Genomic DNA, 18,084 nt, shown 5'->3' with positions numbered 1-18,084 from the left:
TATATTAAAAAAGAAATTCGTATAATGAATATAAATAAAATAGCATTAATTTATAACCAAAATTCCAAACATCTAGCTATTATAGAGGAAATAAAAAAACTCTATAATTATTGTAAAATAGAGGAAGCAGAAGCAATTATCGTAATAGGAGGTGATGGAGCATTACTACATAATATTCACCGCTATATGCATCTTAATATACCTTTTTATGGAGTTAATTTAGGAAACCTCGGCTTTTTAATGAATCCTTTAGATACTAAGAATTTATCACAAAATATACATGAAAGTACTGTTTCTATTCTAAATCCTCTTCTTATGCAAGCTGAAGATATAAGTGGTCAAATATATACCGCACTTGCTATTAACGAAGTATCGATATTTCGTAAAACTAATCAAGCTGCTAAATTTAGAATAGACGTAAACGGAATAGAGAGAATGAGCGAATTAGTAGCAGACGGAGCTTTAATTGCAACGCCTGCCGGAAGTAGTGCTTACAATTTATCTGCCGGCGGTCCTATTTTACCGCTTGAATCAAATATGCTATGCCTAACCCCTATCTGCTCTTTTAGACCACGTAGATGGCACGGTGCTTTACTGCTTGCATCTGCTACAATTCAATTTAAAATACTTAATACAAATAAACGACCGGTAAATGCTACTGCCGATTTTCAGGAGTTTAATAATATCACAAATGTTACCGTTAAATCTACTACGGATACGCCTATCAAACTGCTCTTTAATAAAAACCATACGCTAGAAGATAGAATTATTAAAGAGCAATTCGGTGGATAATTATTAAAAAATATTAATAATTTTTGACTAAGAATCAAATTAATATACAATGCCTTGTTAACAATAACTAGGCATTCTATATGAAATCACACAAGTCTTCTATTAACTTTTCTGAAAGTAACCATATTTTATGGTTACTGCTTGTTGGTGATATTATGTTACAAGGAACAACAACATCTATCGAAGATGAAGTTAGAAAGTTTAAAATAGAAAATTATTTAGAAACTATAGAGAACGTAAAGGATTTAAAAATTAGCCTTAGAAACAGCAAATATAGCAAGTAATATACATAAAAAATTATTACTAAAATGTTTATTAAAATAATAATAATTATGAAGACCTTAAAAGCCACAAATTATTTGAAGATTATGACATAAATCAAGATAAAACTGCTATAATTCACAAAAGCTATGAATAAGAAATTGAGTTTAAATGTAAACCTATATCATTTTAAAATCCTTTAGATCTTATTACTTATAAGTATAATGCAATAATGCACGAAAAATATTTTTTTATAGCAGTAATAGAAAAAATATTCAAATTATGGAAAAAATAGCCAAAAATCTACTTAATACTGCCAATATAGTTTCAAAATTACTAAAAACTACAATAGATTATCCACAATATCTTCAATTCTTAGAACATATTGTAATATTTATAAAATCTGACAAACAACTTGAAGTTATAAAAATTTAATAAATACAAATACAATAACTATAAATCTTATGAACTTAGCTCATTTTTCAGGAATATTAAGTAATACTAAGAATATGAAGCAGTAATAATAATACTTGAGTATACACTACTTAATCCTCAGCTACCGACTTTAGTAAGTGATGGTGAAGAAAAAGAAGCTTTATAATCGTTGTCGGACTAATCTGTGTCCAGCATATGTTAATACAAAAAATTTATCATCATCTGAATGGCAATTATTGATCATGTTAAAAGACAAAATAGACACTTCTATAATTTATTTACGATTTATAGGCTTAATGGAAAATTTACAGAAACAGAAAATTTAATACAAAATGCCTCTAATTATATAAAAACTTTAGCAAAAATGATTTTGAATTCTAACGCAATTTCTCAATCTAACTTAAATTCAATTAAGCAAAATAATTTACCTGATAATTGTAATGGCATGTTACATCTTTCAATATATGGCTAAATATAATAAATATTCTACTTCTGAAAAAATTTTCAATAAAGCAAACCTAAGAGATAAGATAATTAAAATTAGTAAGAGTGTTAATGAACCGTATACATTAGCTCAAATTACATTAAAGACTAAACAATACGAACTAGCACATCAGTACCTCAAATAACTCTCTATCTAGATACACAAGTAAATAATACTGTTAAGGAATTAGAATTTTTACTAAACCATGAAAAACATAACACTCAAATCCATATAGAAAATCTTACAAATAAACTTCATTTTTCATCAGACTAAGCTATAAAAATAGTTGATACGGTTAGCATCGATTTGATTGCAGATAAGAAGTATAATCTAGCTTTAGAAAAAATTGATGAAGTTCTAAACAATGAGGCTCAAAATCAAGAAGTGCTTAAAATAGGTTTAGAGGTTGCTTCATTAATTAACAATCACAAAAAGATACAGCAATATTCTAATCTCTTACCTAAATATGATAACTATGAGATACCCAAAGAGTGGGATCCTATAGAAATCCATCAATTTCGTACTATACAACAAATTAATCGCCACCAAGAAATTATTACTAATATTATATGGCATATTGCAAAAGAGCATGATATGACTATTAACGACGTTATTCCGCTTGGTAAATATAGAGATTTAGATTGTTACGGAAAAATTGGTGAAAAATTACAAGAAGAACTAGATAAGAATCAGTATGATAAATTTATAGATGCCTTAAAGAAAGGTATAATACATAGAACAAGGTGAATTACTGATAAATTTGGACCATCAATGGAATCATAATGATGTAATAAAATTTTCCGGTGAACATCATCTAGAATTTCATCAAGATTTGTTATAGCTTTAAGTGCTCTTTAATAACTCAATATTAAAGAGCACTTTGTCGAATGATTATTAAGATATAATATTTAATTATATTATATCCCCAGCTGGTGCTTCCCCTAATAATTTTGATAATGCATATTCACTTGCTTCAGTCCAAGTTATAGGCGGCACTTTATTCGGTAAACCGGTATCGTAACGGTCATTAAATACTCTGACGGCTTTTGTTGAGTAATTTGAGCAAAAGTGCTTGTCGATGCTACTCCATAACCATATGCTTTTAACTTTGTTTGTAAAGTATCAACTTGTTCTCCAGTACTATCAAGACCTAATAATACTTTACTATTTTGATCTTGCGTAGTATCAGAATATCTACCAAAACCAGCTAGTTACTTCACCAAAACCTACTAAATCATGTTTTAAATCTAAATCCGGATATCTTACTTTTATATCCTTAAGGAATTTACATAACTGCTCTATTTGCTCTTCAGCAAAATCACTTTTTGCATCATTAATAAGCATATTCCCAATACCAAACTTATTAACACCTACTTCTCCTTGCCAACTACTCTTGCCAGCATAAAAAGCTTGATCTATTAAATCATTATGATATTGATATTGCGTTCCATCCTTATCAGTTATGTAATAAACACTTGCACCTCGTGCTTGTAAGGCTTCAAGAGTGGAATTAATATTATCAATTACAGAATAAGTAATAACCACACAGTTAGGTTTTACTCATTCCGGTCTTGGAGACATATATTTACCGTTTGGGCTATTGGTTGTTAATGATACCGTTATTATTCTCATTTGGCATAATATTTACCTCATATTTTTTTTAATAAAAAATTCAATTATTGCACTATGGCACTGTTAACAAAATAATTTAATTAATTTTTATTAAGTAGTTAGATAGGTAAAAGCAATAATTTTTTACTCAAAAGGTTGGCGTAGGTTAATAGCGGCAGATAAAGTACCTTCGTCTAGATAATCAAGTTCACCTCCGATAGGTATACCGCTAGCAAGGCGAGAAATTTTAGCAGGATGCTCTTTTAAATATTCAGTAATAAAATAGGCAGTAGTTTGACCTTCTAAAGTAGAATTAGTAGCAATAATAACTTCTTTAATATTTTCTGCAAAACATCTTTTAAGTAGTTCAGGTAACCTTAGTATGCTAGGATTTTGCCTACTAGCCGCCGATAAATTATGGCCTAGTACATGATATAAACCTTTAAAATTACCGCTACGCTCCATTGCCCATAATTCAGCTACGGTTTCAACAACAGCAATAACCGATTTATCTCTATATTTAGAAGAGCAAATAGAGCAAATACTTTCCGTATCCATATTACCACAAATCTTGCATTTTACTATTTTCTTATCTATCTCTACAAGGTTATTAATCAGGCTTTTTAACCTAACATCTTTGTCTTGTAGTAGATAAAGCACTATACGTCTTGCTGACCTACTACCAAGCCCAGGCAATTTTGAAAAAAGATAAATCAGCTGGTCTATTTCATGATCATTTGTTTTATTCATAGTCGGAGTATATATCATTATAAATGAAGAGTTGGTATACAATACGAAGATCAATTTGGAAAAGAGCAAGGCGTTTTGAAGCTTTTCACCGCAGCGTACGTAACTAGTACGTGAGGATTAAAAGCAAAAAACAACATAGCCAATTTTTCAAATTCAGCGAGTATAATATATTAAGACTTAATAACAACTGTTCCGGCTATCTTATCATGCAATGCTTGTTTTTTAGAAGAAAAAAGTATGAAAAAAATACCTATAGGAAAAGTCATATACCCTAAAAATCTTTTAATTAACTGCTTTAAAGTTGGACGCTTTAATGTTACGGCATCTACGACTTTCATACGTAGGAACATTTTACTAAGCGTTGCACCTTTATAATACCAAAGCGTTACAAAATATGAGCCTATTACTAACATATTAGTAGCAAAAATTGAGATATTAAACAAAATATATTTATTAAAATTTCCTGCTTTAAGATATTCATAAAATTCCTGACTCATAACTGAGTTAAACATTTCATTGGGATTATAAAGATTAATGTTATTGCTAAGGAAATAATCATTAAAGAACAACCATAATAAATTAAAAGAACAAAATTGTGATATTGGGATTGCTATAAAGGCAAATAATGATAAATCAAGTGCCGTAGAAAAAATTCGTGCTATAAAATCAGGATAAATAATTTGCTTTTTCATTGCCGGTTACTTTATTTTGGTGTTAGATAGTAATGGTTGTGGTATGTTGCTATTTTGTCACCCCGTGGCTTGACCACGGAATAAAAGGATCAAGCAATACAACATACATAATCAAAATTCAATATATTACATTTATGAATCAATTTGAAGCATATAGTTTATTATTCGTTGATAGTTTTGTCTCAAATCTTATTATCGGTTTTCAGAATGAATTAATATTTCATTCTATGAAAGTGTTTGCGGGCTATAATAGTTTAATAATGCTGTTAGTAGCTATTTGTGCTGCTCTTAGCGGTCATGCATTCAATTATATTTTTGGAAGAATAGTTTTAAATATCTTTTATGCTTCAAAAAATGAACATAATATCTTAAGACATAAAAGTTTAACAAAATTATATTATAAATATGAGATATTTATAATTTTCTTAATGGCATTTCCTTTTTGGGGATGCTTTATTTCTTTATTCTCTGGTTTTGTTAAAACAAAATTTCTAAAATTTTTAGTGATTGGTTGTTTGGCAAAAGTATGCTATTATGCTCTAGAATTGTATATATTTTAACTTATGAAAAAATTAACCAAAACTAATTCTCATAGACAACAAAAATTAGCAAGCATTATAAATGAAGCATTAATCGAAATTCTAAGACGTGGTAAAATGCTGGATAGCAGACTTTTTAATTGTCCGCTCACTATTACGAAAGTTATAGTTACTGCTGATCTAAAAATAGCTAATTGTTATTTCTTGCCTTTTAATACTAAACTAACAATAAATGAAGTTATGAATGCATTAAATAATTCTAAAAAAGCTATCAGAAATTTTATTACTAATAAAATAAATGTGAAATTCTCACCTGATATAAGATTTCATTACGATCACGGATTTGATAATGCTATAAAAGTGGAAGAGTTGCTAAAAAATATACAAGTTCTAGGGGATAAACTCAATCATTGAAAATAATAATTATCTGTTATACTAAACACGCTTAAAAATTAAACTTTAATACAACAGCCACCTAGCATAAATGGACTAAAGGCTATAAATGTTTTGCAATGATGGAGTTTAAACATCATGTACAAAGTGGTAATATCATAATAATTGAAATAATCAAGATATTTTAGTTATCTTTTAATTTTTTTAAACTTTAAGTATAACTCAAATAAAAATAAATCCTTATTTTTATTAAATAACTTTAAAAGATTATTTTTTTATATTAAGATATATAGAATAATCTTTTAATAAAAAAAAATAAAAAATGTCTCCTCAAATAATAGAGTTATTAATTTTTGCCGTTATTGCTTTTTACATTATAAACAAATTAATTACGACTCTCGGTTCTACTTCAGAAGAGGAACAGACAAGGCAAAAATCTTATTTTGGCGAACCGGTTATTAAGGACGTAACTTACAGTACAGTCAAATCCAATAAAGAAGAAAAAAATATTCCAACAGCCCAAGATATTAAAGCTTTTAAAGATATAATAGTCGAACATAATATAACTGCGGTCGTAGATGGAATGGAACAAGTCCATAAACGCCTTTACTCTTTTGATCCGGTTAAATTCATAAATAATGCTAAAACTGCTTTTCAAATGATTATAGAAGCTGCTTATAAAAAAGATTCTAAGGAATTATCTGAGCTCATAGATAAAAGATACTTGGAAGCATTTGAAAAAATAATACCATCTTATGGAGATGTTTTTGACTCATCAGCTTTAAGTGCAAAATATTCAGAAATTTACATGTTTGGTAATAACATCTTTATTAAATTACTATTTCAAGGTAAAAATGTAGTTGACAAAATTGAAGATTTAAAAGAAGAATGGACATTTACACGTAATGCTAATACTAAAGAAGTTGATTGGTTTTTAAGCAATATTGAGAGAGTATAGTTTTTGTCGTCCCGTGCCCATTATGTTATTCCCGCCTACGCTGAAATGACATAAAAAGAACATCAATTTAAATAACAAACCATTAGTAATGAGTAAAATTTGCTATATTATAGGCACTATATTAATAATAAGTGTCGGTATTTTTATGTTTCAAAAGCAAACAATAACGGATAACAATCAAATAATCCCAAGAAAAGTTTTATTCGGTAACCCTGATAAAGCAAGGGTTTCTCTAACCCACGACGGTAAATATATTCTGTATGTTGCACCGCAAGATGGTGTCTTAAATATTTGGCTAGCACCATCAGATGATATTAGTAAAGCAGAAGCCATCACCAATGATAAAGGACGTGGTATTTGGTCTTATACTAAAGCTTATAATAATAAAAATATTTTATATACACAAGATTTTAACGGTGATGAAAATGACCGAATTTATAGCTATAACATAGAGACCAAAGAGACAAAATTACTTACTCCTGAAAGAGGCGTTAAAGCCGGTATAGCTGGAGTGAGCTATAAAAAGCCAAATGAGATATTAATATATTTAAATGAGCGTAATCCTGAATATTTTGATATTTATAAATTAAATCTAGATACTTTAGAAAAAGAACTCATTTATAAAAATGATAGATTTACTGATTATGTAACTGATGAAAATTTAAATTTAAGATTCGGTAATTTACTAGATAAAGATGGAGCCGTTGAATATTATGAATTAAAAGACGGAGCATCTAAATTATATACTAAAATCTCAATGGAGGATTCTTTCAATACTTCTATACTAGGTTTTGATGCTAGCGGCGAAATTCTTTATATGCTTGATGGGCGTAACCGCAATACTTCAGCACTTAAGGCGATAACACTCGCTACAGATAACGAAGTAATATTAGCTGAAGATCCAAAAGCCGATATCGGTTTGTTTACTATGCATCCTACCAAACACACTCCGCAAGCAGTATCCATAGACTATGATAGAGTTTCATATAAAATATTAGATAAAGAGATTGAAGATGATATGAAATATCTGCAGACTCTTGATCGTGGTGATTTAATTATCAATAGTAGGACGTTAGACGACAAAACTTGGATCGTTGCTTATATGGCTGATAATGCACCGGTGAAATATTATAAATATGATAGGGCAAATAAAAAAGCCGAATTTTTATTTACTAATCGCAAAGAACTTGAGCAATATAGCCTTGCTAAGATGATACCGGTAATTATCAAGTCACGTGACGGGCTTGATTTAGTTAGCTATATCACTTTTCCCAATGATGTAAAGCTTGATGAAAATAATATTCCTGATAAAAAAGTACCGCTAATAATTAATGTTCATGGCGGACCGTGGGCTCGTGATAGCTGGGGATACAATCCTGAGCATCAATGGCTTGCAAATCGTGGTTACGCAGTTTTAAGTATAAATTACCGTGGTTCTACCGGTTTTGGGAAACATTTCTTAAACGCCGGTAATTTAGAATATGCCGGTAAAATGCACACCGATTTAATTGACGGTGTTAACTGGGCTATTAAAAATAATATAGTTGATTTTGACAAAGTTTGTATTATGGGCGGAAGTTATGGAGGTTATGCAACGCTTGTAGGTCTTACCATGACCCCTGACATATTTGCTTGCGGTGTTGATGTTGTAGGTATGTCTAATTTATTAACTCATGTGCAATCTAAAGCTCCTTATATTACACCATTGTTAAGTATATATAAAACACGTATAGGACCTTGGGATACTGAAGAAGAACAAGAGTTTTTAAGAAAAAGATCACCGATTAATTTTGTTGATAATATCAAAAAGCCTTTATTTATAGCACAAGGTGCTCACGATGTGAGGGTCGTACAGGCAGAATCAGAACAGATTGTAAACAGCATGAAAGCAAAGAATATATCGGTAGTTTATGCACTTTACAAAGATGAAGGACATGGCTTTGCAAAACCAGGTAACAGAATCTCATATTACGCTCTTGCCGAACAGTTTTTAGCTAAGATTTTAAAAGGAAGAGCAGAAGCAATAGGAGATGACTTAAAGAATGCTAATCTCATTCTGAATGATAAAGCAAAAATTAGTGGCGAGGAAGCGGAAAAGATTATAGATAAAGCAATTGGGCATTGATATCCTTGCGTCATTGCGAGCAGTCATAATCGAGCCATACATTAGTTAGGAATAACATTAGGTTCAGAATAATTTATTAGCGTATTAATAATGCTACTTACAAATACTGAAAATTCTTGCGGCTTAATTGTAAGACTTTTTCACTGAATAATGAGTATTATACTTATAGTAATACTCGTTGTCAGTTTCTTAATGGATAATTATATAGAAGCGCCTCTAAAATGTGAGTTATAGGGGATACATGAAACAACCGGTATAGTTGTTTTATCTTTAGTAATAATACGTCTTTTAATGTTTTATTACCAGCTAGATTTACCGAATTGGCAGCAAAAAGCTGCTAATATTAATATAAATTTGCTATATCTTTTAATGTTATTAATGCCAATAAGCAGCTTTTTCATGACTATCCTATCAAATCATCATATTGATTTTGACGGTTTGTTTACTATAAGTTCTTGTGTTCAAGATTTACAATTTGACAAAATCTTTAAAAAATCCATAAAAAGACTGCATTGTTATTTACTACTTTAATTATTTTGCATATACTGGCTGCGTATCAGCACTTTATTAGGAAAGATAAGGTACTGAAGAGAATGTGGAATTATAAACTAATTTGTATATAACTTAACTTGTTTTTGGTATTTTTACTAGATTTCAGCCTACGCGGGACTGACATCATAAACTCTCTACTTTACAGTTTAAAGATTAATTATTATACTGTGCTTTAATTATTTAAATACATTATTTAAAATGAATATTCATGAATATCAAGCAAAAGAGATTTTGAGAAAATACGGCGTACCTACTTCCACTGGACTCGTTGTTACGAAAACCGAGAAGATTAACGAAACCATAGATAAGTTAAATACAGAAGTATATGTGGTTAAAGCACAAATACATGCCGGCGGTAGAGGTAAAGCAGGCGGTGTTAAGGTTGTTAAGAGTAAAGAAGAAGCAAAAAAAGTGGCTCATGACATGTTTGGTATTAATTTAGTAACACATCAAACAGAACCTCAAGGACAAAAAGTAAATTGTCTTTATATCGAATCAGGTTGTGATATCTTAAAAGAATATTATTTCAGTATAGTATTTGATAGATCGGCAAGTTGTATTACTTTCATAGCTTCTACCGAAGGAGGAGTCGATATTGAAGAAGTAGCAGCAAAAACTCCTGCAAAAATTATTAAATTTTCTGTTGATCCTGCAACCGGTTTACAAGATTTTCATATGCGTGGTATAGCTTATGAGCTAGGTTTTAAGGATAACCAAGCTAAACAAATGAAAGAAATAGTAAAATCAGTGTATAATGCTTTTGTTGAAACTGATGCTGCACAAATTGAAATCAACCCGTTAATTGTACAAACGGACGGAAATTTACTCGCTTTAGACGCAAAAATCACTTTTGATGATAACGGCTTATTCAAACATCCAAATATTACGGCAATGCGTGATCACGATGAGGAAGATCCTTTAGAAACTAGAGCGGCAAATGCGGGGCTTAGCTATGTAAAAATGGGCGGTAATATCGGTTGTATGGTTAACGGTGCGGGTCTTGCTATGGCTACTATGGATATTATTAAGCTTTACGGTGCGTCACCTGCAAATTTCTTAGATGTTGGCGGCGGGGCTGATCGTGAGCGTGTAAAAGAAGCTTTAAAAATAATTTTATCCGATAAAGAAGTGCAAGGGATCTTAGTTAATATTTTCGGCGGTATTATGCGTTGTGATATTATAGCGGAAGGGATTATTGCAGCTGCAAAAGACATAGGTATAAAAGTGCCATTAGTCGTCCGTTTAGCCGGTACTAACGTTGAAAAAGGCGAAGAAATTTTATCAAATTCCGGTTTAGACATAATACCGGCACATGATTTAGCAGATGCAGCAAATAAGATAGTCGCGGCTATTAGGTAGGTGTACTCGTCATGAGCTAGGCAAGCGTAGTACTTACGTGGCTTTTATGGCATTCACGCGTATGCTGGGAATTACATAATAATGATCCATACAACAACGCCTTCAGTTGCTTGCAATGACGGTGACAATTACACAAAATAAAAACAATAAAAATTATTTAACATGGCAATATTAATAAATAAAAAAACAAAGGTTATCTGTCAGGGTTTTACTGGTTCACAAGGAACTTTTCACTCTGAACAAGCGATAGCTTACGGCACTAACATGGTTGGCGGTATTACACCGGGCAAAGGCGGTCATACTCACCTTGATTTACCTGTATATAATACCGTACATGAAGCAAAAGCAAAAACTGGTGCAAATGCAAGCGTCATATATGTTCCGCCCAGCTTTGCCGCTGATTCGATCTTAGAAGCAATCGATGCAAAAATTGAAGTAGTAGTATGTATAACGGAAGGAATTCCGATACTTGATATGGTGAAAGTAAAACGTGCTTTAGTCGGTTCTAAAACTAGATTAATCGGGCCTAACTGCCCTGGAGTTATCACACCTGGTGAATGTAAAATCGGTATTATGCCTGGGCATATTCATAAAAGAGGAACGATAGGTATTGTTTCAAGATCAGGTACTCTAACTTATGAAGCAGTAGCACAGACAACAGCCGTAGGACTTGGACAATCTACATGTGTCGGTATAGGCGGCGATCCTGTTAACGGCACTAATTTCGTTGATTGTATTGATATGTTCTTAAAAGATGATGAAACAAAAGCAATTATTATGATTGGTGAAATTGGCGGTAATGCAGAAGAAGATGCAGCCGAGTTTATCAAGCAATCAAAAATCAAGAAGCCTATTGTTAGCTTTATTGCAGGTATTACAGCACCTCCCGGTAAAAGAATGGGACATGCCGGAGCTATTATTGCCGGAGGACAAGGAAGTGCCGAAGATAAGCTTGAAGTTCTACAAAGTGCCGGCGTAACTATCACTAAATCCCCTGCCGATATCGGTAAAACTATGTTTGATTTGTTAAATAAAGGCTAAAATTATTCAACAGCAATCGATGAATCGATGTCATTCCTAGCTAAAAGCAGGAATCTAGAAAAGTAATTTTAATATTTCCACGTGCGTGGGAAGGGATTGTTGCACGTATCAATTTCCCATCTCTCATCCCCCCCGTGGCTTGCGAGCACGGGATCCAGTTAAAAATACTAAAATTATTAGTATTTTTTATTGTTTTCATGAACCCCGTGGTCAAGACACGGGCTGACAAAACGGGTTTTACCAGTCCACGTAACAACACCTCGCGGATATGGTCAACTGCAAAAAGAGCAAGGAGTCTGCAAGGTCGAGGAACGGTACATATACTTAACCAATGAACACCGCAGCTCTTGCTAGATGACATTGCCAATTTTTGAAATTCACCGAGCATCCCTAATTTCTTTAACTATATTTAGTAATTGTGGGAAATCTATTAACCCAGGTATTAATTTTGAATCAATGATATACGCAGGTACTCCTTGGATTCTAAGGCTTCTAGCTATTTTCATATTTTGAGTAATGAAATCTTTAATCTCATTACTATCGGCAATTTCTTCAATTTCCATAGCATTTAAGCCATTCTCGGTTAATAACTCTTTTATGGATTCATTAGAAACATCTCTTATGTTTATTAATTCATCATGAACAGCTTTAAATTTACTTGGATTAACCTTATAAACGGATAAAACTATTCTTGCAAGATATTCGGAAGCATCTCCAAGGATAGGGAGCGGTCGTAATATAACTTTAACTTTTGGATCATTTTGTAATAATTCATTGATAAAAATATCGCCTTTTTTACAATAAGAACAATTGTAATCATAAAAAGCAATTATTACTACATCCCCGTCTTTATTTCCTATAATAGGAAAGCTTGTACTATCTTCAATACCTAACTTATGATCTTTTAGATAGTTATTAACTTTAGTCTCATTTTCCTGTACTTTACGTTTTTGCAAGCCTTCTATTGATTCTATTATTATTTCCGGAGTTTTAAGCAAATAATCTTTGATTATTTCTTGGACTCTTTCCTCTTCACATTTCCTTGCATCCTCACTTTGTTTCACCTCAACGGAAACCGGATTTGTAGAATAAGTTTTCATTGTTTTGAAAACAAATAAAACTCCTATCACAAATACAAATATAACTAATATTTTACCTATAATATTCTGCATAAATTCCTTTTTTAAAAAATTTTATATTGTTTTTACTTGAAAGCGTCACTGCGAGGAGCTAGACAACGTGGCAATCCAACAAACATAATAAAAAAATGCCATAAATTAGTATTTTTTACTAGATTGCTTTGTCGAATTACTATGTAATGCTTCTCGCAATGACGCTTATTTCTGCCTTATTAATCTACTCTGATCTCTTTTCCAGTCTTTTTCTTTAATTGATTCTCTTTTATCATGTAATTTCTTACCTTTAGCAATACCAAGCTCAACTTTCACTTTATTTTGTTTATTAAAATACATAGAAAGAGCTACTAGCGTATAGCCTTTTATTCTAATTCTACCGATAATTTTCTTTATCTCTTTAGTATGCAACAATAATTTACGAGGTCTACGAGTAGAATGATTAAATCTATTCGCTTTTTCATATTCTGCAATATGGCAGTTATACAAAAATACCTCATGTCCGGTATCTGCCGCATGGCTTTCCTCTATAGAAGCTTTGCCTTGACGCAGAGACTGTACTTCACTCCCATTTAATACAATACCTGCTTCTAATCTTTCTTCAATAAAATAATTAAAAATGGCTTTATTATTTTGTGCAATAACTTTCTTATATTCGGTCATATTTTTATAGATAGTGCTGTTATAATGTTTTCAATTTGTTTTTTAGCACTATCGCTTGCTTCAGTTAATGGAGGTCTAATTTCATTTTCACATAAACCTAAATAATGAGCGGCATATTTTATTGGAATCGGATTAGATTCTAGAAACAAAGCTTTATATAAAGGCAGTAATTTCTGATGGATTTCTAATGCTCCTTTAGTATCATTCTTATACCACTTCTCTAATAACTCTTTACACATATCGGGAGCAATATTAGAGGCTACAGCAGTCCACCCTACCCCACCTTGTGCATTAAAAGCTAAAACTACTTCATCATTACCGGTTAAAATATTAAAATCCTTTTTAACTATTGCTCTAATACGCAATGGACGTCCTAAATCTACGCCGCAATCTTTTAATGCTAAGATACGCGTTAGCGCGCTAAGCCTCAATATCGTCTCATCAGAAAAATCTACTCCGCTTCTAGTGGGAGCTGAATATAATATAATAGGTAGATTACACGCTTCATGTAATGCTTCAAAATGCTTATAAATCCCGTGTTGTGTAGGTTTTACATAAGATGGTGGACTAGCCATAAAACCATCAACTTTGATTTTTGTAGATTCCGCTGCCAGTTCTATTGCATAAGCGGTATTATTTGATGAACATCCGCTTATTATAGGAATACGCTTATTAACGATTTCTACGCTAGTTTGCAGTAATAATTTATATTCTTCAAAACTCAAACTACTACCTTCTCCGGTTGAACCTGCAATTAATATTGCATCGACATCATGCTTTATTTGATGTTTTAAAATTCTCTCTAAAGCATATAAGTCTAACTTATTATCTTTAAAAGGTGTTATAAGTGCGGTAATTAAACCTTTAAATATGTTATTCATTTTTGTTTTTTATTTTTTATTAATTTGTCATTGTGAGGAAGCATTTGCCTCATGGTTCAGCTTCCTAATTTGTTATCCCACGACTTAATCACTGGATTAAATATTTAGCACTTATTCCTACTCCCTAACAACACGCCCATACTCTTCTTTCAAAAGTTCTGTAATTTTATGATCCTCAAAAATAAGCTTTTTATTGCCAAGATCTATAGAACTAATATTTTGCACCTCAATTGCCGTACCTGTAACAAAACATCCGGTAAAATTTTCTAGTTGCTCTAATTTCAAGCGCTCTTCTTTTACTTCTAGACCTAAATCTTTTGCAATTTCAATAATAGTCTGTCTTGTTATACCGTTTAAAAATCTATCAGCAATTGGAGTATATAACGTTTTATCTTGAACAAAGAAAATATTTGTTGTAGTACATTCAGCAATATACCCTTCATAATCAAGTAATAATGCATCATCATAGCCAAGAGCTTTAGCTGCTTTTTGACTCGTTATTGCCATATTATATTGAGCGGCAGATTTAGATTGTACCGGGGTGCTATCAGGCATTGCTTTACGCCAACGGCTTACATGTAAATTTATACCTTTTTCAAAAGACCTGGGAATTGATGGAATACCGGCAATCAAAAGATTAGTAGACAAATCAGGGTTAGTAATATTTAGTGATTCGTCTCCGCACCAAATAAGCGGTCTTATATATGCATCCTTAATATTATTTTGTTTTATTACAAGTTCATGAGCTTTTATTATCTCGTCCACACTATAAGGTACTTTTAAACCTAATGCTTCTGCTGATTTTATTAACCTTGCCGTATGTTCTTTTAGTTTAAAAACTTTGCCGTTATAAGCTCTCTCACCCTCAAATACCGATCCTGAATAATGCAGGCTATGAGTTAAAACATGAATCCTTGCGAATTGATAAGGAACTAAATCACCATTAATCCAAACATGCCCAAAAATTTGCTCTAGTTTTATCATTGTCATTAACACATATTTATATTAAAGTAGATATAATCTAAGATCTCACCCCGTGGCTTGACCACGGGGTCCAAAAAAACAGCTTATGATATTAATAATTTTACTGGATCCCGTGGTAAAGCCACGGGATGACAAATGAGTATATATGCAACCACATAAAGCACATATTTTAATCGTAGATGATGATAGCAGAATATTAGCACTTTTAAAGCAGTTTTTAAATAAAAACGAGTTTTTAGTATCAACGGCAAGCTCAGTCATAGAAGCTAAAAATCTATTAAAAAATTCTAATTATGATTTAATTATTTTAGATGTTATGTTACCTGAAATAACAGGGCTTGATTTTGCTACTACTATAAGGGATGCCGGTAATAATATTCCTATAGTTATGCTTACTGCTTTATCGGAAGCCGATGACCGTGTTCAAGGACTTGAAGCTGGTGCCTCTGATTATATAACTAAACCTTTTGAACCGAGAGAATTATTACTTCGGATAAATAATTTAATTAATAATTATAATAACTTTAAAAAAGAAACGAATATAATTAAATTCGGCAATAATTTCTATAATTTTGATACAAAGGAATTCACTAAGAACGATCAAATTATATCTCTTAGCTCTACCGAACAAAAATTACTTGAGATATTAATAAAAAATTCCGGTAAATCTACTAGTCGTTTTGAACTTTCAAAAATAATGGGAGGGCTTAGTATGCGTTCTATCGATGTGCAAATTACAAGAATAAGAGGCAAAATAGAAGACAACCCAAAAGAGCCGAAATATTTAAAAACCGTGCGTAATGAGGGCTATGCACTTTATATTTGATCACTTTATTATCATGCCCGCGTAGGCGGGAATGACATCGAGCAGGCTTATTGAGCCATACAGACAATGCAAATTACGTATACACATTACATATGAGCTTTATATCTAAATTATTACCGAGAACATTATTTGTACGGTTTATGTTTATTATAATCATTCCGATTTTAATAGGACAAATCGTTGCTATATTCTTGTTTTACGATCGTCATTGGTATAATGTTTCATATTATACTAGTACTATTATTATCAATGAAATAGAATCACTGATTAAAGAACATAGAAATAATTCAAGAAAGATAACCCATTTATCTGAAAATTATCTTAATTTATCTTATCAATTTCAGCTTAATAAAAAGTTATCTATAAAACAACCTAAATTAAGTGAGCCTCTAACTATATTTAAAAATATTTTGGCTACAAAAATCCATGAAAAAAATATAGTTAAGCTGAATAAGGAAAATAAAATTGAAGTATTTTTAGAATTAAAGGATGGAATAATATTATACATTACTTTTCCTGCAAAATTACTACTTAATCCTACGGTATATATATTTGTTTTATGGATTATATCTTTAACTGTTATATTACTTTCTGTTTCTATTATTTTTTCCAAAAATCAAATTAAATCAATACTCAATCTTGCGGATAGCATGGATAAATTTGGTCGAGGTGTTTTAAAAGGCAAAATTTTTAAACCTTCAGGAGCTTTAGAAATAAGAAAAGCAGGACTTGCTTTTTTAAAAATGAAAGCTCGTATTGAAAAACAAATTACTAAAAGAACCACTATGCTTGCTATGATTTCTCATGATCTTAGAACTCCTTTAACAAGAATGAAACTACAACTTGAATTAATGGAAGAAAGCGAAGAAATTGAAGGGTTAAAACAAGATATATTAACTATGCAGCAAATGATAAATTCTTATTTAGATTTTGCTAAAGGTGAAAGTACAGAAGAATTTGAAGAAATTTTGTTATTACCTTGGATAGAACATTTTTTAGACAAAAAATGGTCACATGTAGATATTGAATTTATAAAACTTAATAATATAGATAATTCAAAAGTACGAATTAAACCGAATTCTTTTGAAAGAGCCTTGTCTAATTTAATCGGTAACGCTATAAAATATGGAACTAAAATTAAAATATCTTTGGCAGATAATCCATCTACCGTAGCTATAATTATTGAGGATAACGGTATCGGTATAGATGATACAGAAAAACATCTTGTATTTAAACCGTTTTATAGATCAGATAAAGCAAGGCAGCTTGATAATGCAAGTAATGTAGGACTTGGGCTTGCTATTACTCAAGAAATAATAAACGATTATAAAGGCTCTATTTATTTAGAAGATAGCAAAGATTTAGGCGGGCTATCGGTAAGAATTGAAATACCTAGAATATGACTGCCGATGTCATTCCCGCATAGATACCAAATCGTCATTACGAAAAGAATTACGTAGTAATTCGACGAAGCAATCCAGTAAAAAATTCTGATTTACAGAATTTTTTTATTATTTTTTCTGGATTGCCACGTCGCTTCGCTCCTCGGAATGATGGTTTTAGTGTCCACGTAGCAGTACCCGCTCGCAATGACGGAAAAATTGA

19 protein-coding genes and 1 pseudogene are annotated in these 18,084 nt (G+C 31.4%); 13 read left to right on the top strand and 7 right to left on the bottom strand.

Features of this window, described 5'->3' with window-relative positions:
* Positions 1 to 24: 24 nt before the first annotated feature.
* From A1C_RS02965 to A1C_RS08570, 4 genes are all read left to right on the top strand, one after another.
* Positions 25 to 792 carry an NAD kinase gene (locus tag A1C_RS02965; RefSeq protein WP_012149578.1) on the top strand — a complete coding sequence of 256 codons (768 nt, stop codon included), beginning with the start codon at positions 25 to 27 and terminating at the stop codon, positions 790 to 792.
* A gap of 80 nt (positions 793 to 872) precedes the next feature.
* A complete protein-coding gene (locus tag A1C_RS02960; protein WP_012149577.1) occupies positions 873 to 1,076 on the top strand; it encodes a hypothetical protein in 204 nt (67 codons plus the stop codon).
* 259 nt (positions 1,077 to 1,335) lie between these two features.
* Complete coding sequence (locus tag A1C_RS08575) at positions 1,336 to 1,488, top strand: hypothetical protein (RefSeq protein ID WP_012149576.1); 153 nt, start codon at positions 1,336 to 1,338, stop codon at positions 1,486 to 1,488.
* A gap of 790 nt (positions 1,489 to 2,278) precedes the next feature.
* Positions 2,279 to 2,719: a hypothetical protein gene (locus tag A1C_RS08570; RefSeq protein ID WP_012149573.1), complete on the top strand. Its 441-nt coding sequence runs from the start codon at positions 2,279 to 2,281 to the stop codon at positions 2,717 to 2,719.
* Positions 2,720 to 2,884: 165 nt separating this feature from the next.
* On the opposite strand, the pseudogene A1C_RS02945 reads toward A1C_RS08570, so the two are convergent.
* The 3 genes and pseudogenes from A1C_RS02945 to A1C_RS02935 all read right to left on the bottom strand — a co-directional run bounded on the left by A1C_RS02945 (position 2,885) and on the right by A1C_RS02935 (position 5,025).
* A pseudogene (locus tag A1C_RS02945) lies at positions 2,885 to 3,611 on the bottom strand (N-acetylmuramoyl-L-alanine amidase).
* Positions 3,612 to 3,727: 116 nt separating this feature from the next.
* Complete coding sequence (gene recR / locus A1C_RS02940) at positions 3,728 to 4,333, bottom strand: recombination mediator RecR (protein WP_041816835.1); 606 nt, start codon at positions 4,331 to 4,333, stop codon at positions 3,728 to 3,730.
* Positions 4,334 to 4,503: 170 nt separating this feature from the next.
* A complete protein-coding gene (locus tag A1C_RS02935) occupies positions 4,504 to 5,025 on the bottom strand; it encodes an RDD family protein (protein WP_012149569.1) in 522 nt (173 codons plus the stop codon).
* 134 nt (positions 5,026 to 5,159) lie between these two features.
* On the opposite strand from A1C_RS02935, the gene A1C_RS02930 reads away from it, so the two are divergent.
* The 7 genes from A1C_RS02930 (at position 5,160) to sucD (ending at position 11,992) form a co-directional block, all read left to right on the top strand.
* Positions 5,160 to 5,585, top strand: a complete 426-nt coding sequence (locus A1C_RS02930; protein ID WP_012149568.1) for a YqaA family protein — start codon at positions 5,160 to 5,162, stop codon at positions 5,583 to 5,585.
* 3 nt (positions 5,586 to 5,588) lie between these two features.
* Positions 5,589 to 5,978: a 30S ribosome-binding factor RbfA gene (rbfA, locus tag A1C_RS02925; RefSeq protein WP_012149567.1), complete on the top strand. Its 390-nt coding sequence runs from the start codon at positions 5,589 to 5,591 to the stop codon at positions 5,976 to 5,978.
* Between the two features lie 301 nt (positions 5,979 to 6,279).
* Positions 6,280 to 6,915 (top strand): Tim44 domain-containing protein, encoded by a 636-nt coding sequence (locus tag A1C_RS02920; RefSeq protein ID WP_012149566.1) that lies wholly within the window; start codon positions 6,280 to 6,282, stop codon positions 6,913 to 6,915.
* A gap of 88 nt (positions 6,916 to 7,003) precedes the next feature.
* Complete coding sequence (locus A1C_RS02915; protein ID WP_012149565.1) at positions 7,004 to 9,040, top strand: S9 family peptidase; 2,037 nt, start codon at positions 7,004 to 7,006, stop codon at positions 9,038 to 9,040.
* Between the two features lie 291 nt (positions 9,041 to 9,331).
* Positions 9,332 to 9,571: a hypothetical protein gene (locus tag A1C_RS08565; RefSeq protein WP_012149564.1), complete on the top strand. Its 240-nt coding sequence runs from the start codon at positions 9,332 to 9,334 to the stop codon at positions 9,569 to 9,571.
* Positions 9,572 to 9,790: 219 nt separating this feature from the next.
* Entirely contained in the window at positions 9,791 to 10,951 is a 1,161-nt protein-coding gene (gene sucC / locus A1C_RS02905) for an ADP-forming succinate--CoA ligase subunit beta (RefSeq protein WP_012149563.1), read from the top strand.
* A 162-nt stretch (positions 10,952 to 11,113) separates the two neighbouring features.
* Positions 11,114 to 11,992 carry a succinate--CoA ligase subunit alpha gene (sucD, locus tag A1C_RS02900; protein ID WP_012149562.1) on the top strand — a complete coding sequence of 293 codons (879 nt, stop codon included), beginning with the start codon at positions 11,114 to 11,116 and terminating at the stop codon, positions 11,990 to 11,992.
* Between the two features lie 377 nt (positions 11,993 to 12,369).
* Here sucD and A1C_RS02895 read toward each other — a convergent pair whose 3' ends face one another.
* From A1C_RS02895 to A1C_RS02880, 4 genes are all read right to left on the bottom strand, one after another.
* A complete protein-coding gene (locus A1C_RS02895) occupies positions 12,370 to 13,164 on the bottom strand; it encodes a DsbA family protein (RefSeq protein ID WP_012149561.1) in 795 nt (264 codons plus the stop codon).
* A 165-nt stretch (positions 13,165 to 13,329) separates the two neighbouring features.
* Positions 13,330 to 13,788, bottom strand: coding sequence for an SsrA-binding protein SmpB (smpB, locus tag A1C_RS02890; RefSeq protein WP_012149560.1), 459 nt, complete (start codon positions 13,786 to 13,788; stop codon positions 13,330 to 13,332).
* Positions 13,785 to 14,669, bottom strand: coding sequence for a 4-hydroxy-tetrahydrodipicolinate synthase (gene dapA, locus A1C_RS02885; protein ID WP_012149559.1), 885 nt, complete (start codon positions 14,667 to 14,669; stop codon positions 13,785 to 13,787). Before dapA ends, smpB begins: the two co-directional genes overlap by 4 nt.
* A 117-nt stretch (positions 14,670 to 14,786) precedes the next feature.
* On the bottom strand, positions 14,787 to 15,659 hold the full coding sequence (locus tag A1C_RS02880; protein WP_012149558.1) for a branched-chain amino acid transaminase: 873 nt from the start codon (positions 15,657 to 15,659) through the stop codon (positions 14,787 to 14,789).
* 139 nt (positions 15,660 to 15,798) lie between these two features.
* On the opposite strand from A1C_RS02880, the gene A1C_RS02875 reads away from it, so the two are divergent.
* Together A1C_RS02875 and A1C_RS02870 are read left to right on the top strand one after the other, a co-directional pair.
* Positions 15,799 to 16,479, top strand: coding sequence for a response regulator transcription factor (locus A1C_RS02875; RefSeq protein ID WP_012149557.1), 681 nt, complete (start codon positions 15,799 to 15,801; stop codon positions 16,477 to 16,479).
* 92 nt (positions 16,480 to 16,571) lie between these two features.
* The gene (locus A1C_RS02870) at positions 16,572 to 17,882 is read left to right on the top strand and encodes a sensor histidine kinase (RefSeq protein WP_041816766.1); all 1,311 of its coding nucleotides are present in this window, start codon (positions 16,572 to 16,574) and stop codon (positions 17,880 to 17,882) included.
* Positions 17,883 to 18,084: the final 202 nt, after the last annotated feature.

The sequence above is a fragment of the Rickettsia akari str. Hartford genome (genome assembly GCF_000018205.1).
GTDB lineage: Bacteria > Pseudomonadota > Alphaproteobacteria > Rickettsiales > Rickettsiaceae > Rickettsia > Rickettsia akari.
The sequence above is the reverse complement of the archived record's forward strand: the minus strand, read 5'-3'. Positions and strand labels throughout refer to the sequence as shown.